Origin of the sequence: Legionella impletisoli (assembly GCF_900639875.1) — a bacterium.
GTDB classification, from domain to species: Bacteria; Pseudomonadota; Gammaproteobacteria; order Legionellales; family Legionellaceae; genus Legionella_A; species Legionella_A impletisoli.
The window spans coordinates 115,401-137,408 of the sequence record NZ_CAAAIA010000003.1 but is presented as its reverse complement, the minus strand read 5'-3'; the positions used below and the strand labels follow the sequence as shown (position 1 = coordinate 137,408).

Sequence of the window (22,008 nt, the reverse complement as noted above, 5' to 3'; positions counted from 1 at the left end):
TCAAGCAAGAAATTCATAAATAGTTTTTTCAAGGTCACTGAAATGTTCTTCAAATCCGTGATCAGCCCCCTGGATAGTAACCAGCTTGACTGGGATATTCTCTTTTTTCAAGGAATCTTGTAAATTCTGCTGCTCTTCTATCAATACCCTATCATCTGCTAATCCGTATACTAATAATACTTTAATTGATTGTGGCAAACTGCTAGAAATATCAACGGGATTTCTAAGCTTTATCCACTCATCAAAATCTTTTCCATTGCTCTGTTTGTAAAAGTCTTTGAAGAGATATTTCATTTCTGGCCTGTTTTTCATTGTAACGCGCAGATCAACGTTTCCAGATACCGATATGGCATAGGTTATGGTCTTTTTCAAAACATCACTTTTGGCTAATGAATTGAACATTTCTAAAGCACCGCGGCTTACTCCCATTATAATTTTAGGAGTTTTGATAGGTGCTTTAATGAAGTCTTCTACTTGAGGTAAAAATTTAACCAAATTTTCCACATCATTTATATCTTCTCCTCCAAATTCATCCTCTCCCTCATAAATATTCCCTCTGTAAAGAGTTCCTATTACGTTGTACCCGTTTAAAAAAGAAAACCTATTGTTGGGTCTCATAATACCAAAAAATTTATTGCCACCGCGAAGGAAAATTAGCGTGGGATGTTCGCCATTAGTAAGAAAACTATAATAACCAGCAACATATTTACCGTCGCTTAAATATTTAAAGACAATAATTCGTCGCGTGCCGTCAATTAGGGGAGCCTTTAATTCTGACGGAGTATTTGGATCAGTTATTAATTCTGGGGTTATATCTTTAAATGCTTTGGAATTATCTAGAGCATACAAAGCTGCTCTTTTTTTTGATAGTTGTATTGATTGATAATCTTTGATTTCTCTAATTATTGTTTTATGAAAAAACAATAGGCCACCTAAAAGGAGTGCAATGAGAATATAAAAGAATTTAAACATTTTTGATAGAGAAAATGCAAATTTAAATTTTAACACAGTAATAGCCCAATAATTAAGCTGTGAAACCAAAGCTAGTGGATTTGTCCCTATTTAAACAACCGACCAGTTAGTTTTCGTAATGGATCCATCGAAATTTTCTGGAAGCTATTATATCGGTCCATATGTAATCCAATTATTATTATCTTCTTCAAATACTTGTTAGATGTGGATTCCATTACTGATAAAGATTTAAATTAAAATTTTCCTGCTTAAACATAAGCTTATTAAAAATTTTTGTAACTTCTCAATAACCCCGAACTGGGGTTCTGTTACAAATTTGCTACACCTCATTTTTGTAAGTAACGAGTATTAAACTTGCAAAAAGTATCTTATAGGATACAATTAATTATGAAAGAATTAAGAAAAAGAACAATAAAACTGTACCAGAAAGATAACGGTGACTGTCCTGTTATCTCATGGCTCGAGTCTTTGAATGACTCGGTAAGGTATCGGGTAAAATCAAGACTTGCCCGCGTAAGCCTTGGCAATTTGGGTGAATACAAAATGCTGGGTGATAGTCTTGGTGAGTTAAAATTTAAATTTGGTTCAGGTTATAGATTGTATTTTAGCGAAATTGATGGAGAAATTATCCTTTTACTGTGTGGCGGAGATAAAAGTTCGCAGAAAAAAGACATCAAACTCGCTCGTGAATATTTAAATAATTATTTGGGGAGTATCGATCATGGGTAAAAGCATTGATTATCATGATTATTTAATTGAATCATTAAAAGATCCAAAAGAAGCGGCAGGCTACTTAAATGCAGCACTTGAAGATGATGACATTGACGGCTTTCTTGAAGCATTGCGCAATGTTGTTGAAGCACAAGGCGGGATGAGTAATCTTGCGAAAAAAACAGCTAAGGGTCGGAACAGTTTATATAAAACAGTTTCTAAAAGTGGCAATCCTTATCTACGGAATACTAATGATATTTTACATGCCTTGGGATTTCAGCTTGCTGTTTTACCGCAAGAGAATTCTAATCAACATGTTGAACATTGATCCTAGACAGTAATTCTGGACACTTAGTTAAGCTATTTTCTTCAACTCAAAATTAAAAGGGCTTGTATAGCCAATTGCACTATGTCTTCTTTTACGGTTGTAATCAATATCAATGTACTCAAAAACGGCTTGGCGCATCTCGGCTCGCGTCATAATTGGCTCATATTGGATTGCTTCAACCTTTAGAGAATGGAAGAAGCTCTCAGCAACGGCGTTGTCCCAGCAGTCACCTTTTCGGCTCATGCTTACTTTAAACTCATGGTCTTTGGCTAAATCTCGATAAGCATGCGAGCTTATTTTTATCGCCGCAGGTGATCCATCTTCAATCAAGTCTTGTTGAATTCGAATAGCACCATAACGCCCTTTGCTGTCATCAAAGAATTCTTTGATTAGCATATCTCTTGACTGCTGCTTCAAGGCGCGATTGCTTAGCTTAGAGCCATTTTTACGCCAATGATAATACCCACTTCGCGATATTCGAAGCACCGCAGCCATACGCGTCACAGAGAAGCAGTGCTGATGCTCAAGCATAAATTCAAACCGCTTTATTTTTGGTTCTTCGCGAAGTTGGTAGCCGCCTTTTTTAGAATGGCTAGGTCCTCAGCTTGTTCGGCCAATTGTCGTTTAAACTTTGCCACTTCTGCTGAAAGCTCTGCTTCACGCTGGCTGGTGCTAGCTTTCTTGGCAAGTTTGGTACGCCAATCGTAGATTTGTGTTTCATAAATGCCAAGCTCTTTTGCCGCTGTAGCAACGCCAACCTTTGCGGCTAAACTTACGGCTTCTTGCTTGAACTCTTCTGTGTGGATCTTACGTGTTCTTTTTGCTGTCATACGTTACCTCGGTTAGTGATTGTACTAACTTAACCGAGTGTCCGAAAGTATTGCATGGGATCAATTGAGGGGATGGTCGGAATATGAAATGGTGTTACGTTATGCGCACCTTTCAAGTGACCATTTGAAACTTGCTGCCGAAAGAATTTTAAAAATTAAATGGCGCGCTCGGAGGGACTCGAACCCCCGACACCTTGGTTCGAAGCCTTATGCTCTAGTTTTAAATTCGTTATAAATCAATGCCTTGTGAAGCGTCACATTCACTAGGAACTGCCTAAAACTGCCTAGAACAGCGGCGTACTGCCACAGTTGAGACACGTTTTGGTCACAGTAAAATTTTATTTAATTTGACTTATTTCAACACCAATCAAACTCTTGATTACAAATTATCACTAGATGAAAGCTTTTTTCTCAATACCTTAATCTGACCCTGCCTAGATTTTTCATCCAACATTTTTTGCGCAGATCGCCTTGAACGCCGCTTCTTTTGACGTTTTATTTTTTCAATTCTTTGCTGTTCTTTTGTTTTTTCATCGCTGAATATAGCCTGTATTTTTTCACAAAGTCGTTCTCTTGCAAAATATCTGTTATCTTCACGGCTTCTTGATTCCTGGCATTTTATCTCTAGACCAGAGGGCACATGTTTCAAATAGACAGTTGATGCTGTCTTATGCAACTTCTGCCCACCTTTACCACTACCTAAGATAAATTTTTCGATAAGATCAGCTTCATTGATATGAAATTTTTTCATCTTTTCAGCCAGTTTCTCCCATTTATCTGTTTTGATCATGACTTTTCTTTATTTTCCGGTGAAAAATTACTTCTAAATCATTATAATAGTCGACTATATTCAAAATAATTTTAATCGCGTATTTTAGTTTGAGAGAAGTTGATCTATAATATGGTTAACCAAGCCCGTCACGCCTCTCAACGATGCGCACCACGACGGGTTATTTTTTTATGGCTACTAAAAAATACGCTAAACCTGCCTTAACTATTTCCGAGCAAATTGAATTTTTATCTTCTCAAGGTTTAGAAATATTAGATGAGCAACTTGCCCATAACATTTTAAGCACGGTTAGCTATTATCGTTTTTCATCCTACCTTCTACCCTTTAAGCAGCGCCACCAGGAAAATAACTCACGTCGCTTCAAAGATAATATTTCACTTGATCAGGCATGGAAATTATATCAGTTTGACCGAGAGTTGCGTCTTCTCGTCTCAGATGCCATCGAGCGAATTGAGATTGCCTTTCGAGCAGCCATAACTAATACTACCAGTGTGCGACTTCATCCATTCTGGTATACCGAGCGTGAGCATTTTAAAAAACATAAAGTGCGAACAACTCACCATGGTCTGACCAGAAAAAAAGACTTTTTTGATGATTTTTTTAAAACCGTGCAAAATATTTGTCAAAGTAAACAAGAGGTATTCCTTCAGCACTATTATCAAAACTATAGCGAACCAGAATTTCCCCCAATTTGGATGATGATTGAAGCATTATCCTTTGGAGCGGTCTCGAAAATGTTTGATAACATTCAATCAATCGAAATACGCAATGAAATTGCATCTGTATTTGGACAGCATACAACAGTTATTGAGTCGTGGATGAGAACCTTAACTTATACCAGAAATCTGTGTGCCCATCATTCAAGATTATGGAACAGATGGTTTGTCATTCCACCAGTAATACCCAAATTTGACCCTTTAAAAAACCACATAAAACCAGATCCTGATGGGAATTTTCGTTTCCAACTGATCGCTTTTATTATAATTCGGCTCTTAGAAAAATTATCTATTCAAGATAATTGGAAAAAACAGCTATTTGGTTTGTTTGAAAAATATGAGGAATTTCCCAGTTGGCAAATGGGGTTTAATTCTAATTGGCCGGAAGATCCAATTTGGGAATATTTGTAATAATTGAACTTGTTTAGGTTGCGACCTGGTAAACTGCCTGGGAGAGATGAGTTAAAATAGAAATAGTAACAGCTTTTAATGCATCGGATGAAAGATTACTACCAATTTTTTTAAGCGATTCAGAAATAGTCATTGCCTTTATTTCTTTTGCTTTTTTATTTTCATCCTTAAATTGTGAACGTAATATTTTTGTTATCTCGTCCTCTAACTCGTCTCCTTTCTCTTTCTGGATACTTTTTATAGCTGATATAAATGGTACAATTTTAATACTTACAACGTCCTTGTTAAAAGAATAATCAACAACGTGACCTAGCAATTTAATAGAATTTTCTATTTCTCTTTTTAAAATTGGCGAATCGAGCAAAAATCGAATTCTTCCATTTTCAATTTCTGGCTTAATTCCTCCAGAGTTTATTTCTTCTAATACAGTATTTAAATTTTCTTTGGATTTTTTTTGTTCAAATTTCAAATAAGCTTCGAGCTGGATATTTTTAACTTTACGTTCAGTAATTTTTAAAAGATTTGATTGTTCATAAATTGTTTTATTTTTAAGAAGTTGGGTTTTTTTGGAAAGTATATGGTATACGAGCAAATCAATATCATGCTTCGATAAACTACCAAAACCTGACTCTAAATATTTGCTTAGAAATTCCTTTGAAAAATCATCTTGAAATATTTCTGATTTCGCTATCTTATTCAATAGACTTTCTTCTTGTTCCTGGGTGTCCATTTTTTACCAGCGTCCTTATTGTGTAATTAATGTCTACCGTACATTATAGCTCTGATGCCATTTTTTTCTATTAACCCTTCAATCTTGATCCTGTGCTGTTGGTTTAGTATATCTAATGCAGCTAACTTCCCGTTATTTTTTGAAATTGCAGTCGGTAAACTATAACTATCATTCGTATAAATTTTAGCCTCGAAGCAGGCACGAGAAAGGGCGACATAAAAAACATCCTTTGCCGTTGTCCGGCTCTGCGCATGTACATCAATCAAAACCCGATCGGCGGTTAAGCCTTGGCTGCTATGCACCGTTGTGGCATATGCATAATCGAGATGCAAAGGTTTGTGTGGATCTATGGAAACCGTACGGTGTTCATTCGCAATGGTGATCTGATCGGGTGACACGGAAGTGATTTTAAAACGATCTCCATTAGCAATATCCAAGTCTTTATCATTGCGGGTAATCCTTACAAAATCCCCTGCTGACAACTCTTTACGATCAAGTTCGTAAACAGATAATTTTCGATAAGTCATCGGGTTAAATTCAAGGGTTTGCTGGTTTTCCATTGAGCGGACAATCAGGCGATTGCCTATTGCTGTATCTTCCACGCGGTAAAGTTCTCCTCGTTTCAGCTCACAACGCGGATAATTTTTTTCTGGCTGAACAAAATCGCCTATACGGTAATGTTTGGCATACATCCGCTCGGCTTTTGTTGTGTCTCTGCGAATTAGCGTGTCACAAGTAATGCCTGTGCCTTGCAGATTTAATCCAACCCGAACCTGCTTATTTATTTCTCGCCGTGCTTCATTAGTTCCGGTGACAATAATCGTTCGAGTGCGCTTATCTTCAGGTAGTTGCACGTATTCCTTGGCAATCGTATGCTGGCGCGTTTGATGATCTTTGATTTCAACAACATTGTGCACGTGTTTTAGGGCGTGTGTGGATTTACCCATAGCCGCTAGTTCAACCGCCTTTTTTAGCTCTGTATTTTTCTGGCGTTGAATGGTGTCCATAAGTGCCGTTTGCATTCCGGCAGCTTGCAATTGATCGAATGGTCTGCCAGCTTCGATTGCTTTGGTTTGTTCGGTATCCCCCAATAATACAACGCGGCTTCCTGATTTTTCCGCTAAGCTCAGCACTTTTTCCATTAATCGGGTAGGCACAACGCCTGCCTCATCAATGACGAGGACAGTTTTTTCATTAATATCCTTCTCTTTGCCTCTTATAAAAGACGCCAGCGTATTGGCTTTTACATTGAGTTCTTGTAATGCTTTGACTTGGTTGCCATAGGGCGCCAGTGCGCGAACGTTAAACCCTGCCGCTTCAATCAATTGTTTGGTTTTATCCAGCATGTGGGATTTCCCCGTACCCGCATAGCCTTGGACGCCGACAATACGATTGCTTGTTGAGAGAATAAGGCTAGCCGCTGCCTGTTGGCCTTTATTTAAATCAGAATCTTGTAATAAATTGTGTGCCCGCTCTTTTGTTAGAATAGGTTGCAGGCGATTACGTCCTTCATGTTCCAATTGCAGGATATTTTTTTCGCGCAGCAGAGCGTCAGGGGTGGTATAACGCATCTCACTTTGAACCAGCTTCCTTTGCAAAATGGCATCATGGATTTCCGTTTTTGCCTTATGCAGAGATAATCCTGTTTTTGTTAAATGCTCAATCCACTGAGCACGGGTCAACGGCTGGGTTGATTGAGCATCCATTTCTTCGGAAGGATAAAATAAAGGTGCTTCCTGAATTAATTCACCTTTTTTAATTTTTATTACAATTTCTTTTTCAAGATGAGAAAGCTTTGCGCCGCCTACGGCATGCTGCAAGGACAAGTCAATCAAATCCCGTTCAAAAATAATGGATTGACGTTCGGTTAAATACTGAATGGCATATTGTAACGATCGTTTTGCTGCCTCCTCTGCTGGAATATGGGCATTCGATTGAGTCGGTTGAAATTGATACGGTATCTTCTTAAATGAAATACCCAGCGCTTTTGCTTGTTGCTGCCATGTGCTGTGCAATGTTTCTCGATCAAGAGATATTTTTTTCTGTCGGCTTAATAACGTTGCCCGCTGCTTTTGTAAACTGGTGGCTGTTTCACGATCCAGCCCTTTCGCTTTTAAATGCGCTTCTACTTCCTGTGAGCGTTGACTAAACGCTTCGATTTGCTCGCGCGTGATATGCGCCAGTTCAAAATTACCGTCTCGACCAAATTTGAGGCTGTAGCCTGATTTTTGCAGCCCTTCAGCCAATTCTGAGTTGTAGATTGCCCCTAAAAATCGGGTGGATTGGATGATTTCATCGTTTTTTAAGGCACGCCATGCCCCATCCTGGCGTTTAGTCATATTTAAAACAATCGCATGCGTATGCAACTGTGGGTCTTGAGCGCGGCTTGTTTCGTGGCGAAATTTGGCCACCACCAAATTACCCGTGGTTTCCAGCATGGATTTGCCCATGACTTTTTTGCGCGCGCATGCCCGCGTTTCAGCCATTTCAATTGCCCGCGCGACAGCCTGCTCATGTGCCTTGATGATTTTAATATCCCCATGAACCAAAGCTTGTAAAGAAACGCTTTTGGGCGCTGAAAAGGTTAAATCAATGCCTAAGCGTATTTTGTTATCTGATCTAACAGAATTTCTGCCGATTTCTGTTTGCTCATCAATTTTACCCGCCAATAATTCGCGGAATCGTTCGGGCTCCACCGCACCGGTTAATCCCAACTCTTCAGCACCTTGGCCTTGCCAGGCCGTTGCATCCATCTTTTCCGCATAATAATCATCAACTGCATCCTGATAATATCGCGCCGTTTTGCCAATATCCTTTCGGGTTAACAATTGATGGCTCAGCATGGATTCTTTCCTTCAAAAGCTGCCAAAATGCGCGGATATTGTTGAATTGTAAGTGCTACACGGGTAATGGGAAGGTTTCCAGCCAGAGCAACATAAGCTGTCAGTTCTGGCAGATGTGCCAATTCTGTAGGGGTAACAACACGCTCACGAATCGTTTGTATGGCGCGAGTAGTACTCATCCTTTCGCCATGATTTTGGCTGTAAAGTACCCGCTCCACTTCATGTTCACCCAAACAAAGGCTCATGTCCTCATTGGTTTTGGGATCGGTTCTGGAACCACCTAAAACCACTAATGTTCTAAAACAAGACCGCAAGGTTTGAGCAGCTTTCAGGCCGTAAATATCATCGGCCTGCGAGGTGGATTGCAGGCCGGCCACCACACGCAATCCATGTTTGCGTCCTTTGGTCAGGGCGGATTCCAGGCTTGCTAATTTTTCTAATGACGCCAACTCATCAATAACAAGCCAGATGCGCCGGTTTTCATCTTCTGGCAGAGATAAAACTGAAGTACATAGCACATCAACCCAGGCAGAAATTAAAGGCTTCAATGCAACACTCATGTCTTCGCGCCATGTGATGTAGAGATTCCCTGCATCTTCCTGCGCTAACCATTGGCGGATGCTAAAACTTCCTGCCGGCATACTTAAGTGCTCAGCGAGTTTGTCGGAAAGAACAAACCGCGCAGAAGATAAAGCGCGCGTTGCCTCAGAGGAACCAGTAAACAATGATTCTGCCAAAGTTCCTTGTAAAAACTGTCTTAGACTTTCTGGCTCTTCTATGGTTGTCCAGTGAAATAAGGCATGTACGGACGGATTACCGGTAAGTGCCAATTTCCTTGCTGTTTCACGTAAAAGAAGCCGCCCGTAACTTGCCCATTCTTCGGCTTCTTCTGTACGTCCACGGGGAACAATAGACAGAGCGTAACGGTGAAAATCGTATTCATTTTGAATTTCGTTAAAAAATGACCAGCCTTCTGTGCGTTGATCATAGGGATTTAGGATAAAGTCCTTGTCCGTGCCAAACCGTGAAAACATATCTCCGTTGGGATCAACAATCACCAGTCGATCGCCGCGCGAAAGAGCGCTTGCAACCAATTCACGCAATAATACGGATTTACCGGTACCCGTTGCACCATTCACCAACACATGCAATGGTTCGATCTTTTTCGGCATAGGAATGCCTGCCAGAGAAATTTGTTTGTCACCCGTATTGGTCAATCGATACAATTTGCTGCTGCTCACCATTTTGGTGCCGCGAATAAAAGTACGAAACGGAGCGCCGCGAAATTCAGAATGTAAAACCCGAGCAATCATCATGATGCTCAATACAGCAATTCCTAGCCCTCCCAGCAAGGCACCCATTAATAAAGATTTTGACGGTGTTTGCTGGATAATCTCAAGAAATGCCAAATAGCGTGGCGAGTACAATGGCTCCGTTTCCTGCACTGCAAATAGCCAAGAACACAATGGAAATACAATCAATATAACCGCATAAATTTGATGTTTTGTCCGCATATCTACTTACCACCGCTTGACTTCATAGCCCAACCGATTTAATTCTCCTTGTGCAATTTTGAGCTGCTCAGGTCTGCACAACTGCCTCAACAAAAGCAGAATTTCAAATAAAGCTGGGTTAACGTTCCCTTGGGTGGTGGAGAAATTCGATTTTGCTTCGGTGGTTTCTTCAACCATTAAACGCAAACTGGTTATTTCGCGCCGCAGGCTGGTAATGGCTTCCATCGTTTCATCGCTTTTATCTAATCGATCGCGTAAATAAGCGGCAAGCGATTTTCCCAATTTGGCTGCTTCTTCCTGATACAAAAACTGTTTATCAAGCGTTAATCGTAATTGGATTGGATTGCCTAATGACATCATTTCCTCCGTAGTGTCGTTTGTAGGGTTAAAATCCCTGTGTTTATCAGTTCCGCTTGTTTCTGTTGTAGTGGTTGAGCACTACAACCAAATTTCGCCACTTTAATAAAAAACCTTATTATTCAATCAATTGCTTGAACCAAACGGTGCGTATTGTGTATGGCGAAATTTAAGGAGTGCAAAGGACTTTTTGTTAACTTTCTTTAACTCAAAATATTCGCCGAAGCCCTTAAAGAAGGTTCCCTTTTCACCATGCGCTATGCGCATGGATAAATTAACTTTATTCATGATTCATACCTTTGTAATACACCGAAGTCATTTGACGGCCATGAGCTGTTTTTTTCAATTGCACGACAACATCAATGACTTCATGCAAAAGTTGATGGATGTCTTCATCTTTCATGCCAGGCACGTTATTCAATTTATAAAGCTGTGCCATGCGCATAAACGCCATTCTTGGATTATCAGCGTGAATCGTGGCCAATGAGCCGTTATGGCCTGTAGAACATGCAGATACAAAATCAAATATTTCCTTACCGCGTATTTCCCCCATGATGATGCGATCGGGTCTTAAGCGTAATGATGCTTGCACTAAATCCTGCATGGTAAGTTTTGCTTCCTGCGTGCCTACTTGTTTTACTGCTTTGAGACGTACGATGTTTTGATGCGGAGCTTTTATTTCATAGGTATATTCGAGGGTTATCAAACGCTCATCCAATGGAATTTGATGAAGACAAGCATTTAAAAACGTTGTTTTACCTGAAGAAGTAGCCCCAGAAATGACAATAGTTTTCTTTGCATGAATGGCGACCGTCAAAAAAGCCTGCCAATTTTTAGTTTGATAAAGCTCGCGCAATAACACCTCATGTTCATCTTTGATTTGCTCATCAACTTTAAGACTTAGACCTACCGCACCATTAAAAAAACCAGTGACAGCAAAATCATCCATAGTCATTGACTTCAAAGTAAACTTGCGAATGGACAAAGTATATTGAGAGGCTACTGGTGGAATCACTAATTGCACTCGACAACCATCCGAGAGATTACCCGATAACAAGGGTGATGCTTCAGTTAACACTTGTTTATTTTCATTGGCGAGTAAAGTGAATAATTGTCTTAAATACGCAGTACGCAACAATGGCAAATTATAACGTTTCATGCTTGTGCATTCTTCAACAAATACTTCGGAGGCACGGTTGATGAGAATTTCAGAAACATTATCATTCTGGAGAAAAGGGGCAAGCGGCTCGAGCAGCCCATTAGCCCCTGGTGCCGCATTAGCTTGCATTGCTGTCATAGCATCATATCCTTTTTGCGACCGTGTAAAAGTCCAGATCATGCGCGACAAAAACATTGATCATCGCACCTTGGTTGATTTGCAACGTAGGTTTTGTCACCAAATCTTGTGTGAACGTCTGGTTAGCTGCTTGCTGGAAACTATTAGCAATATTCATGCGATATTGGGCAACAGAATTGTACTCATCCTGAGATTTCACCCCACCAATAGCGCTATAGGCTCCCAAAACGGACAGTAAAGCGCCTGTACCGAATCGCTCGAAGAAGTGCCTATCAATGTAATCAGCGCCACTTCCCGCGCGTCCAATCGAATCTGTGCTTGGACTCTGTAGGGTGACAATAACCCCATTTGCCATTTGCACACGATTCCAGACAACAAAAATCCGGCTTTGTCCTTGAGTCACGGCCGAATTAAACTGACCAATGAGTGTAGAGCCTTTCGGAATCAACACCTTGTTGCCAACAAGCGCATAAATATCTCGTGTGGTAATGGCGCGGGTCATACCGGCTAACTCAGAGTTGATGGCTGTTTCCATCGTGGCCGGAATCATCTCACCTGCGGGTACGGTCAAGTCTGGGTGCGGGATTTGTTTGGCATTTACTGCTGTAATATCGCTTTGCTGATTTAAAAATATCGCATTTGGATTATCACCAGTCAGAGTATGCGAAGGATTCTTTTCTTTTCCGATAGTCGTTTGATTCTCGCTGAGTGCCGTACTAAAAAAAGTAGATGGCGCATTCATACGGGCTAGCGTTTCTTGGCTCAATACTTCTTTTGGTGTCGATGTTCGCAATTTTGGCGGGTGATACGGGTCGCCGCCTCGATAGCCTTGAGTCAACACTGGCTTTTTATTTTCTTTCAAGGAATCAATATAGGCCATGTTCTGTTTTAGTTGCGTGCTGACATCCTGCTTCTCTTGCATATCATTTTCGGCTTTGGCCGCATGCTTAGGCATAAAAGAAGTCAGTGCAACTAACAGGCAAACGGCAATCATGCCAACCCAAATCAATTTATCTTTAAATTGGGCAAGCTTAGGGTTCTTTGCCACTTGATTCAGTTTACTGATTGCATCAAAGGCATTTGATTTATTTTTATCGCTCATTGCGGCCTCCTGTTGGCTTGAATGCGGCTGATTTCTCGACCATTAAAAACAGAGGTCACAAGACCACCTTGTCTTAAAGTAAATTGCGGTGCGATGCGTTGGACTATCAGGTATTTGCCTTGCCTTCTAGTATTAACAGTTGCCTCACGTCCACTTTTATCATCGACTGCGAAAATGGCAGGCACAGGACTATTCGGACTTAATTCAAAATAGGTAAATTGCCCATCGTCGAATACATGCAGCGGCACAAGCTGGCTACTGCCGCTGAATCGATAAGAAATATTGATTGCTTTTGGTTCTTTAGGCACGCGATTTTTCTGTGATGATGCGGTTGATTGATTAACCTTTGGGGCAGGATAAGTAAATTTAAGTGCATAAGTCTGCTGTAAGGGATTGAATTCCAAGCTTTTATTGCTGCTCATCTGAAAATAATACGTATGCTGATTGGTGATTACCGTCATATTAGTATTGGAATTTAGTGCGGTCGGTTTCACAAACAGCATATTGGGCAGCTCAGGGTGAACCGTGACCATCCAGGCTGTTGTGTCCCCGCCTTCTACATCTAAAATGCGTTCGTTCTTTGCAAACTCAATTTGAGTGGTAGTAAACGTTTTGCCATGAATTGGCACCACATTGTTTTCTTCAAATTTAACCTGTTTGATGCGCTTGTCTGTAGGAAAATTAGAAGGATTATTTTGTGCTTGCAATGCTGCTGTAATACAGCTTAAAACAAGTATTGTGGCGATCTTTTTCATAGAATTTTCTCCATTGAGCGAGGCGATTTGGAATAACGGATCACCTCAAAGCCATCCCAATTTTGCCAGCGATCTTCGGGTGATTCAGGTGGATTTTTATGACGCCAGGAAACTAATGCGCTGTAATGAGATTGGGAGGTTTTGCCTGTTACTTTATCCGTATCGGTTAGGCTGAAAACGACTTCGGCTAGATTGTGATGATCCCGATGAAGATCACTCTCATTTTCAAGCACCGTATCTAAAAAATTGATGCTGTAAATATGTACTTCACGCTTTCCAATACTGCCTAAAAGCTTAATCGGCGATAGCTTATTCGATGTGCTTTGTTCTTCAGTATATTCTTTTGCAACGTTAGCAGAAGAAAGCAAATGCACGAGATTGAATTGTGCCCGATAACTCGACGCCTCATAAGATTCTCGATGCTGAATATAGCGTACGATGTCGCTTTCGATTTGCGCGCGATTAATAGGCGCATTTTTCTGAGATACAGGTTCTATTGTGATAACACCATTATCATAATGATGAACCAATAAAGGCACTAAAGTTTGATAATGAGCCAATGCGCCAATCACAAACATTGAGGCAATATTCAATCCCATAGCGGTAAGAAAAGCTACCTGATACCGTTTACGTGAAAGCGACACACGCCCAAACTGATCATCTGCCCACGTCCTTGCTTGCTTGAAATAAGCATTAAGCGAATTTTCTACACTCACGATTTGCTTCTCCTAAAATATTGTTGCATATTTCGTACGTGTGTTTGACTTGCAGCCAAGGCTGCTTTGCCAGTTTGCAACGCGCCAGACGAGGTTTGCGTGCCTCTTCGCACAGCCTGAAGCGATTTTTGTACCGCGCCCGCGGGAAACGCTACAGCACCTAAACTTGCACCAACGAACCCGCCCATCATGGCCGCACCGCCCGAAGTACATAATGCGCCACCTATGCTTTTTCCAATGCTGGCTGCTTGGGTAATACCCATCACACAAAGTGCTGCGACAATAAAAATGGGCACCCAGATTGCTGATTTCATTTGCTCTGGATTGTTTAGCATGCTATTGGTGACCCAATGCAAGAGGTGGGTGCTAAGCCCTATCACACTTGAGACGAAAACCAACACCAAAGAAAAGCCAACCAACACACCCAGCCAGCGCTCAAAAAAGCTTTTGGTTTGATCAAATACAGTGAAACAAATGAAAAGAGGGGCCGTACATAAGGTGACTGCAAGCATGAGTTTTGCAATGACGATTTCAATAAAGGCTAATCCCACGGTGATACAGCCTGATAAAAAGACCATAATCCCAGCAAAATAAGGCGTTAACTTTCTAAAAGAACCGACCTCAAACAGGGAACCGCCCAAGGTAAGCACGTCATTTAAAACGTTTTGTAACCCCTGATTAATCGTTCCTACGCGAAATTCAGAATGTACTGCTTGCATTAACGTGGTGGAGATCGCTTCACTGCTCACCACAAATAAATCCTTAATGTAGGACGCAAAAAAACCCCAGTTCATAGCAGCCATGTAAATAAAGCCGACTCTAAAGACAAATTTAAGCAATTCTTGCTGCGGGGTTTTAATGAGACCACGTGCCGTGGCATAGCCCATCAGCACAATATAAAGAACAATCATCGCGCCAAGGGGGGCTTTTAATAGCTCAGCTAGGGCTGTGTATCCATCAAACACAAAATGACTAGTCAACCTATCGATTTCACTCGCCAGATTCACGAGAAAGGTATCTAATGCCATCATGTTCTCTCTGGATAATAAGTCGGCCATGTGGATACCAGTACTTCTGCATAAGTATCCCCTAATCTGTCAAAAACGTTTTTATCGATTAAATCAGCCAGTGTGAGTGAATTAAAACCCGCATAATGCCCCTCCTTTGCAAACTGCACGATGCTGGTAAAAAGCTTGGCGCAATCAATTTCAGAATTGTTTTTACCTTCCATGCACTCCAAGTACCCATAACCACGTTCATCGGTTTTCATTGAAAACTGCAACCGCTTTTCTGCATTTGCGGAGGCGTTCATTAAAAAGGTGGCACTTTCAGATTTAGAATGAGTTTTTAGCGGATTTTCATGGTGGCACGCCGTTAAAAATAAGATGCTAAATCCGATTATTATTTTGTTACGCATGGTTTTACTCCTGTAGGTAGTTCATTAATAGGTTGCTGCGGACAAAATCTGCCAAAATCACTGCACGGGGAAGATAATTCAGGTACTGGCTTACATCCTGTGATAAGACCAGGCAAAGATAAGAGAATCAGTATTAATTTATACTTCATCAAGCACCTCATTTAGACGTTAAACAGTTAAATTTAGCCATTTCAGCTCGGTCTTGTAGTTCGGCTAAACTCTCTTGTGCGACTTGCTGATTCATCAGTGTTTGCAAGCGAAGACTCATTAATTGGATAAAGGCAAGTTCCGTTATAAGCCTTGAATTCAAATCGATGGCGCCTTTGGTGTTGTCAGTTTTTTCAATTTGTTTGGATAGATCATGTAAAACCTTCATTCGGCGGTTTATTTCGTTATAACTATCTGTGGTTTGTACCAGTACTGCACGATTCACCGCCTTATCTTCCTTGAAACGGGCAGTCTGGGCAGGGGTTGTGTTCTGTGCATACTGATTTTCATCTAATGCTGGATGATTTTTTTCGTAAGCTTCAACCAAAGCTTGATAGCGGCTCGGATTACCGCCTGATAAATTACGCAATGCATCAGACCAGGTGCTTGCAGGAGATTGCCAGCTTTGTAGGGTATCTAAACCGTTGTTCAAGTCTCCAAAACCATAATGTCCTTTATTTTGTTTTTTCATTTCCTTTATGGCATTGAGCTGAGCGCTTGAATTTTCATAGGTTCTTTTTAATGTGTTGTACTGGTTTTTTAGTACTTGTAATTGTTCTATAGTTTTTGCAAGTAAAGCCGCATCTTCCACGCCAAGAAGATCAGCATAGGAAGGTGATGCCAGGAGTCCTAATATCAATAAAAGACACGTGCGTCGAATCATCCGGAACTCCTTTCAAAAAACTCAGGTAGCCAGACATCGGGAGCATTGCCCGCTTTCGCCATAATTTCATTTAGTAATTTCACCGATTGAGTATTGCCGGAAAGCACACGAATAAACTCTTGTAAGCCGTTTAAATCAAGCTTACAAAGCATTGATTTCTGCTCTTGCTTATAAAGAAATATGCGCGACTCTGGTGTATTGTCTTTAATGGCTTGATATTCCGCCTCACGAAGTTTTAAGTGTTCAATGTATGTTTCTCTTTCTGCCATTGGATTTGGAAAAACAATCATGGTGGCAAGGTTATCCAAGACGACATGATTTATGGCAGAACTTGTCACCGTTTTGGCTGATTGCGTCATGAAAATAAAATGACCATTTTTCTTGCGAATGGTCGGCAGCCATTCTTTGAGACATTTTTCCCAAAAAGGGGATGCAAAAAGTTGCCAGGCTTCATCAATAACAAAAGAGGTTAAGCGGCCATCCAGACATTGGCGCATGCGGTGAACTAAATAAAGATAAACAGGGCTTGCAATAGTCGGAGCAATACAATCCATTAAATAGGTAACATCAAATCCTACCTTGTCGAAATTAAAATCAAGGCTGTCAGCCTCATTATCAAAAAGCCAATGAAACTCCCCGTCGGTGTTGTTGCCGTCATTTTTTAACCATTGGCGAAGATGCGGCCACCTTGGAAAATTCATCGGTAAAAACTTGCTGACATTGCTAAGCGTACGAAACTCGGGGGCAAGAGCGTCGAATGCATAATCAATGCAATCATTGACGATTTCAGTAATTTGACTTGGAAGGCTAATTTCTGAAGGCTCAATAATCAGCGCACCAAACCAGCTTTTTAAAAAAGAGCGATTTTCTGGCGTGTCCTGCAACATCAAAGGATTCATTGCAATCTTCGCACCTGGTGCAATTTTAATGTAGCAACTGTTGCCGCTAGCTAGAATGTAGATTTTAGAAGACTCATCCCGATCAATATAAAAACTGCGGTTGTTATAACGCCCCATCTGGGCATCAAGAAAATTGACTAGAGTTGTTTTGCCGGCATTGTTGCCACCAAAAACGGCCGTATGCCCTTTTGATGGATTGGTTTTGGAACCTTTACTGTGATAATTAAAAAACACAGGCGTACGTGCTGGCGTCTCACACAATGTAACCGCCTCACCTAAGAAATTTTCATTTTTAACGCCACTTTGCAGATTATGCAGTGGACAAAAATCAACAAAATTTAATGATGTGATGAGAGATGCTCTTGTAATTAAATGATGGTTGCATGGTATTTGACTCCAAAATGCTGGCTCCATTCCCAGCGCTTCTTTGATTACCGCAATGCCGACAGTGGCGTATTGCTTGCTTATCTCTAAGATGGCGTGATTGAGCTTTTCTCGGGAATCACTGAGCAACATTAATGTATGATGATGTAAGCCAAGATATACGTCCTCGCTGGCGACCTCATCCTCCAATACTTCGAGCGTTTCAATTTGACTTAAAGCTTTATCCCCAGCACTAATTAATTTAGACCGTTTTTGCATGATGGTTTTGAGCCCAGCATCTTTGGGACTTGGCGCAAAGGTATGCGTGGCAATATATTCGCAATCCAACGACAACAAGGGATCGAGTAAGCTATATGCAGTCGCTGTGGGATATTTCTTTAACGATAGCATGGCACCAAAGCACACATCGTCAACCGTATTTCCTTGAAACTGTATCGCCTCCCCAAAAAGAATTTGATATCGAGAAAGATATTGTCCTAAATGCCCATTGGGGTAGATGGCTTCTGATTTAAATGTTTGGGGTAAATGGTTTGCAATTGGTGTACCGTAGATCGGTTTTTGATACGGCAATGACTTGCCAGCATTTACCCATAAGCTTAAAAAATGCGTTAATTCACTGTATCCGAGTTCTTCATCTTTTATTCCTAAGAGATGAGCACCAAATGAAGATAAATTAGAACACAACTGATCAACTGCTTTGGTTAACGCTGCTATTTCCCTTTCTCGATATTGCTCTCTCATATCCATTACCTGATGACTCAAATACGATTTAACTTTTGTCAGGATGGACGCAGCTTTGCTTGAAGTGTCGCCTTTGAGTACAACTGTGATATATAAATCGTTTGTATATAAATCGTGGTTTTGAAAACGTTGGTGGTAATGTTCATTGAGGGCCATAGCAAACAAACTATTGAACTTCCCATTTAATACGCATGGGCTTTTTTTCCGATGAGTTGTCACGTAAATAATAAATTGCTCACCTAGTCCTAATAATGCTTGATGCAATAAAAACTGCTGATAATTCAATTTCGCTGTGTCTTCCAGTTCAAAAGCAATGCCAGCAATCTTAATCACTGATCCCATAAAACCGGATTGCGACTCAAAAATAGACGGCGAATTTAAATGCGTTATTGGAAAAAGCGCTGATATTTTTGTTTCGCTTCGAGCAATTTTTGTCAATTTAGAAAGGCTCATAAGCGCGTGCTCCCCAGACTTGTGCGTTTGGCATCTGTGGCAAATGCATCACCTTTTTTGCACAAATCGAAAAAAAGTGCTGATCGTAACGACAAACAACCCAGCCAAAGATATGTAGCGGGATAAAAATCAGCCCATATAACGGCGATAATCCAATGAAAGCGCACATAGAGACCATCATGTTTAACATGTGGTATTCAAACGTAACTCCGCCAACAGTAGCAGGCCTCGTTAATGCGCCGTATATCAAATGCGCTTCCAGCATTGAATCATTCATCACAATTACCCAATTAACGTGGAATAGAGAGAAGCTCCGCCATAAATAATCCCCAACCCCACCAGAATCATGACGAAATATTCTTTTGGAAATTTTTGCCTAACCAAACACAGGTAACCTGAAATGATGATACAGAAAATCCCCACGGTTCTTGCCAAACCGCCCTGAAGGTAATTGATGGTACGGTTGATGATGCTTTCAATGCTTTGTGCATGCGTAATTGAAGGCGACAGCAGCAACAGCAGTAGTAATCGCGCTTTAAAGTTTTTCATGCGTTTGATCACGCGATACTTGATTGGTTGAATACTCATAGATTTGCTCCCTCTACTGCTGGACTCGTTAAAAGCTTTTTCCAAAAAATCTCTTCCCTGTCGATATCCACGTGAGCTGGTGCTTTAAAACCGATTGCAATCACCCCGTTATCTGCATTCACATCCATGACTTTGAGTTGTATCGAACCCTTATCAATCATGATTTGCTCGCCTTTTTTTCTATACAGAATTAGCATCAGTTTTTCTCCCTTTGTTGACCGGCTAATATGGCCTTGCATCGTTGCAACTGAGCTTGCACAATTGCTGAATCAGGCCGTGTATAATCAGACTGTGTCGTCCAAAATGACGTTCGCTTTTTAATATCTCGACAAATCTGCATCAATTGCGGCAGTGTGGGCGGCATCTCACAAAAATCGCGGCAGGTGAACACCGCTTGATTGAAAATCTCATCGCTAAATCGGCTTAACGCTTCTTGCCATTCCCTTTTTGCAAATTCCATAAACCCCTCACTTTTAAATTGACTTCGCCAGACATGCCCATAAAATGCCGCGAACTTGGAAAACAAAAGGTTGATTCGCGGTGCAATTTGCTCACCTTGTTTTGAATTCGATGACGTTTGTTCTTGGCGTTTCACGCTCGATGTCTGGATTCCAGAATGGATCTCGCCCTGAGTCATTTCGAGTATTTTGGCGACCTGTTGCATGTTGTATCTCCTGTTTCTGCTCCATAGTTACTTCATCCTCCCAAGCCCTCTTGGAAAGCCAATTGGCTGGGTATTTCCATGGTGGCATCCAGGCTCCTTGAAGTTGTTTTTGTTGGTAATGTTGAATTTGTTTATGCAATGCATTCATGATTTTGCTGAACAAGGCATCATTGGGATTTAATTGCTGAAATACGTCCCAAGCATGTGACCTGGATTTTTTCTCGGGATAAAGCGCCCAAAACTGCTCGAACTTTTGCTGCAAAAAAATATATAAATAATTATCTTTTATAAGAGGTGTGACGGCTTTTGGGGTATCTGTTGTGACGGGATTTTGTGATGAATCGTTATAAAACCCTTTATTTTCAATGGATTGCGCCGAACAAAATGTGACGGCTTTCTGTGACGGGTTTGTGACTACTTTATTTTGGGTAAAATAACCCAAGGTTGCTAAATTGCATTTTAAAATCAGTTGCAGTTCTTCAGATTGCAAGCTAATTAATCCGACACGTTCCAAAGCAGCCAAAGCTCGTCGAGCTTGTGCACGAGAATATTTTTCACCTTTCACGCCCTGATGAGGCTGGATGAACAGTTCTTCTGCGATTGATTGCAGGCTTATTCTTCGCTTAAGGCCAACAATTCCTGTTTTAACATCCATATACGGTCTTATCCCTCTTAAATAGGCAAGTTGTTGTGCGTGAGGCAACCCATAAAGTGCCTCAAGCTCCTCACCGTTAACCATAAAATCCATGATTGATAAAATTCCTGGTTATACATCTCGTTATTATTTTTGTTGTGTGTTATCTTTATTCGTAGACAATCACAATAATATTGCACTTAACGTGCAATTAAATATGACAATATTGCACATAGGGTTTAATGTCAATATTTATATTTTTTATTTTGAGAAAAGGTATTTTCAGTGATAAACATCAAAGAAAAGATTGGTCAGCGTATTTTTGAAGAGCGTAAAGCTAAGGGATTGACACGAAAAGCACTTGCTGAGCTTACTGATGATTTAAAACCCTCCCGTATTAATAACTGGGAAAGAGGAATAAGAACACCTGGGCCTGGCGAAATTAAGCAATTGGCAGAGGCGTTAAATATAGCCCCTGGATATTTGATGTGTTTGACTGATGATAAACAAATCAAGAAGGAATTTCCGTGGTTGGGTGCATTAGTACCTTTGCTCAATGCACAACAAGCTTGTGATCCTAAAACATATATTCAAGCGATAAAGGATGACCTTGAGAATGACTCTGTTTCTTTTATTCCACTTAGTCCTGAGTTATCAAAGCAATTAGGCGAAAATGCTTTTGCATTGCGCGTGCAGGATGACAGCATGGCGCCAGAGCTTAATGTAGGGGATATTTTGATTGTTGATCCGGATCACTCTGTTCGGCCAGGCGGGTTAATCGTTGTACACCTCCAGGATAGTAACGAGGTCACTGTACGCCGATATAAACAATTATCGGTAGCCAAACCAACACTAGAGTATGAATTACTCTCAACAAATGAAAACTGGGCTAATATTAGAATATCCCAATCGTTTATGCATAGGCTTATTGGGGTTGCTTTGATTATCATAAGAGTGCTTTAAAATGGGGATTATCGTGATAGATGGTTTTGGAAAGATAGTGATGTATATGCTGGGAGTATTAAAATTTTGGAATTGAACAGCTACATTAATGCAGGAGGCATAACATGGCTAATTTTGTGGGACACTTACTTAGTGTAGATGACGTGGGACTGAAAGTGTATAGTCAGAAAAACGAAGGTGACACTATCGAGGCAGTAGAGCATAAAATAAATCAAGCTTCAACCCTTGGTTATTGGGTTATTTTTCGCAAACAGGGAAACGAATATACTCCAGTTAAATTTTTAGACTCAAAGAGAAATAAACATTATACATTGAGTTGACC

The 22,008-nt window shown here is 40.7% G+C and carries 25 protein-coding genes and 1 pseudogene; 5 read left to right on the top strand and 21 right to left on the bottom strand.

Annotated features, from left to right (window positions below; translation table 11 throughout):
- Positions 1-1,008 (bottom strand): alpha/beta hydrolase family protein, encoded by a 1,008-nt coding sequence (locus E1O41_RS04825; RefSeq protein WP_165481106.1) that lies wholly within the window; start codon positions 1,006-1,008, stop codon positions 1-3.
- A 351-nt stretch (positions 1,009-1,359) separates the two neighbouring features.
- Between E1O41_RS04825 and E1O41_RS04820 the strand changes: the two genes are divergently transcribed.
- Together E1O41_RS04820 and E1O41_RS04815 are read left to right on the top strand one after the other, a co-directional pair.
- Entirely contained in the window at positions 1,360-1,701 is a 342-nt protein-coding gene (locus E1O41_RS04820; protein ID WP_131776180.1) for a type II toxin-antitoxin system RelE/ParE family toxin, read from the top strand.
- Positions 1,694-2,011 carry an addiction module antidote protein gene (locus E1O41_RS04815; RefSeq protein ID WP_131776179.1) on the top strand — a complete coding sequence of 106 codons (318 nt, stop codon included), beginning with the start codon at positions 1,694-1,696 and terminating at the stop codon, positions 2,009-2,011. The genes E1O41_RS04820 and E1O41_RS04815 overlap by 8 nt, the downstream gene beginning before the upstream one ends.
- 27 nt (positions 2,012-2,038) lie before the next feature.
- Here the strand turns inward: E1O41_RS04815 and E1O41_RS04810 are convergent.
- Together E1O41_RS04810 and E1O41_RS04805 are read right to left on the bottom strand one after the other, a co-directional pair.
- Positions 2,039-2,841, bottom strand: a pseudogene (locus tag E1O41_RS04810) (IS3 family transposase).
- Positions 2,842-3,220: 379 nt separating this feature from the next.
- Positions 3,221-3,631: a peptide chain release factor family protein gene (locus E1O41_RS04805; protein ID WP_131776178.1), complete on the bottom strand. Its 411-nt coding sequence runs from the start codon at positions 3,629-3,631 to the stop codon at positions 3,221-3,223.
- A gap of 170 nt (positions 3,632-3,801) precedes the next feature.
- On the opposite strand from E1O41_RS04805, the gene E1O41_RS04800 reads away from it, so the two are divergent.
- Positions 3,802-4,758 carry an Abi family protein gene (locus E1O41_RS04800; protein ID WP_131776274.1) on the top strand — a complete coding sequence of 319 codons (957 nt, stop codon included), beginning with the start codon at positions 3,802-3,804 and terminating at the stop codon, positions 4,756-4,758.
- Between the two features lie 13 nt (positions 4,759-4,771).
- On the opposite strand, the gene E1O41_RS04795 is transcribed toward E1O41_RS04800, so the two are convergent.
- The 18 genes from E1O41_RS04795 to E1O41_RS04715 all read right to left on the bottom strand — a co-directional run bounded on the left by E1O41_RS04795 (position 4,772) and on the right by E1O41_RS04715 (position 20,837).
- Positions 4,772-5,488, bottom strand: coding sequence for a hypothetical protein (locus E1O41_RS04795; RefSeq protein WP_131776177.1), 717 nt, complete (start codon positions 5,486-5,488; stop codon positions 4,772-4,774).
- Between the two features lie 26 nt (positions 5,489-5,514).
- Entirely contained in the window at positions 5,515-8,331 is a 2,817-nt protein-coding gene (gene mobF, locus E1O41_RS04790; protein WP_131776176.1) for a MobF family relaxase, read from the bottom strand.
- On the bottom strand, positions 8,325-9,845 hold the full coding sequence (locus tag E1O41_RS04785; protein ID WP_131776175.1) for a type IV secretion system DNA-binding domain-containing protein: 1,521 nt from the start codon (positions 9,843-9,845) through the stop codon (positions 8,325-8,327). Before E1O41_RS04785 ends, mobF begins: the two co-directional genes overlap by 7 nt.
- Before the next feature lie 6 nt (positions 9,846-9,851).
- Entirely contained in the window at positions 9,852-10,205 is a 354-nt protein-coding gene (locus tag E1O41_RS04780) for a mobilization protein (RefSeq protein ID WP_131776174.1), read from the bottom strand.
- A 123-nt stretch (positions 10,206-10,328) separates the two neighbouring features.
- Complete coding sequence (locus E1O41_RS11730; RefSeq protein ID WP_165481105.1) at positions 10,329-10,490, bottom strand: hypothetical protein; 162 nt, start codon at positions 10,488-10,490, stop codon at positions 10,329-10,331.
- The gene (gene virB11 / locus E1O41_RS04775) at positions 10,483-11,499 is read right to left on the bottom strand and encodes a P-type DNA transfer ATPase VirB11 (protein WP_131776173.1); all 1,017 of its coding nucleotides are present in this window, start codon (positions 11,497-11,499) and stop codon (positions 10,483-10,485) included. Before virB11 ends, E1O41_RS11730 begins: the two co-directional genes overlap by 8 nt.
- Before the next feature lie 4 nt (positions 11,500-11,503).
- Positions 11,504-12,601, bottom strand: a complete 1,098-nt coding sequence (locus tag E1O41_RS04770; protein WP_131776172.1) for a TraB/TrbI/VirB10 family type IV secretion system protein — start codon at positions 12,599-12,601, stop codon at positions 11,504-11,506.
- Positions 12,598-13,356, bottom strand: coding sequence for a P-type conjugative transfer protein VirB9 (gene virB9, locus E1O41_RS04765; protein WP_131776171.1), 759 nt, complete (start codon positions 13,354-13,356; stop codon positions 12,598-12,600). Before virB9 ends, E1O41_RS04770 begins: the two co-directional genes overlap by 4 nt.
- Positions 13,353-14,072, bottom strand: a complete 720-nt coding sequence (locus tag E1O41_RS04760; protein WP_131776170.1) for a VirB8 family type IV secretion system protein — start codon at positions 14,070-14,072, stop codon at positions 13,353-13,355. Before E1O41_RS04760 ends, virB9 begins: the two co-directional genes overlap by 4 nt.
- A complete protein-coding gene (locus E1O41_RS04755; protein WP_229669329.1) occupies positions 14,069-15,130 on the bottom strand; it encodes a TrbL/VirB6 family protein in 1,062 nt (353 codons plus the stop codon). Before E1O41_RS04755 ends, E1O41_RS04760 begins: the two co-directional genes overlap by 4 nt.
- The gene (lvrD, locus tag E1O41_RS04750) at positions 15,100-15,489 is read right to left on the bottom strand and encodes a T4SS-associated protein LvrD (RefSeq protein ID WP_131776169.1); all 390 of its coding nucleotides are present in this window, start codon (positions 15,487-15,489) and stop codon (positions 15,100-15,102) included. The genes E1O41_RS04755 and lvrD overlap by 31 nt, the downstream gene beginning before the upstream one ends.
- Positions 15,490-15,646: 157 nt before the next feature.
- On the bottom strand, positions 15,647-16,360 hold the full coding sequence (locus E1O41_RS04745; RefSeq protein WP_131776168.1) for a type IV secretion system protein: 714 nt from the start codon (positions 16,358-16,360) through the stop codon (positions 15,647-15,649).
- Positions 16,357-18,837: a VirB4 family type IV secretion/conjugal transfer ATPase gene (locus E1O41_RS04740; protein ID WP_131776167.1), complete on the bottom strand. Its 2,481-nt coding sequence runs from the start codon at positions 18,835-18,837 to the stop codon at positions 16,357-16,359. The genes E1O41_RS04745 and E1O41_RS04740 overlap by 4 nt, the downstream gene beginning before the upstream one ends.
- Positions 18,824-19,114 (bottom strand): VirB3 family type IV secretion system protein, encoded by a 291-nt coding sequence (locus E1O41_RS04735; protein ID WP_131776166.1) that lies wholly within the window; start codon positions 19,112-19,114, stop codon positions 18,824-18,826. Before E1O41_RS04735 ends, E1O41_RS04740 begins: the two co-directional genes overlap by 14 nt.
- A gap of 5 nt (positions 19,115-19,119) precedes the next feature.
- Complete coding sequence (locus tag E1O41_RS04730; RefSeq protein ID WP_229669330.1) at positions 19,120-19,425, bottom strand: TrbC/VirB2 family protein; 306 nt, start codon at positions 19,423-19,425, stop codon at positions 19,120-19,122.
- Positions 19,422-19,622, bottom strand: coding sequence for a carbon storage regulator (locus E1O41_RS04725; protein ID WP_131776165.1), 201 nt, complete (start codon positions 19,620-19,622; stop codon positions 19,422-19,424). Before E1O41_RS04725 ends, E1O41_RS04730 begins: the two co-directional genes overlap by 4 nt.
- On the bottom strand, positions 19,622-20,020 hold the full coding sequence (locus E1O41_RS04720) for a Vir protein (protein WP_229669331.1): 399 nt from the start codon (positions 20,018-20,020) through the stop codon (positions 19,622-19,624). Before E1O41_RS04720 ends, E1O41_RS04725 begins: the two co-directional genes overlap by 1 nt.
- Positions 19,977-20,837: a hypothetical protein gene (locus E1O41_RS04715; protein ID WP_131776164.1), complete on the bottom strand. Its 861-nt coding sequence runs from the start codon at positions 20,835-20,837 to the stop codon at positions 19,977-19,979. The genes E1O41_RS04720 and E1O41_RS04715 overlap by 44 nt, the downstream gene beginning before the upstream one ends.
- A gap of 171 nt (positions 20,838-21,008) precedes the next feature.
- Between E1O41_RS04715 and E1O41_RS04710 the strand changes: the two genes are divergently transcribed.
- Positions 21,009-21,686, top strand: a complete 678-nt coding sequence (locus tag E1O41_RS04710; RefSeq protein ID WP_131776163.1) for a helix-turn-helix domain-containing protein — start codon at positions 21,009-21,011, stop codon at positions 21,684-21,686.
- 104 nt (positions 21,687-21,790) lie between these two features.
- Entirely contained in the window at positions 21,791-22,006 is a 216-nt protein-coding gene (locus tag E1O41_RS04705; protein ID WP_131776162.1) for a hypothetical protein, read from the top strand.
- Positions 22,007-22,008 lie beyond the last annotated feature (2 nt).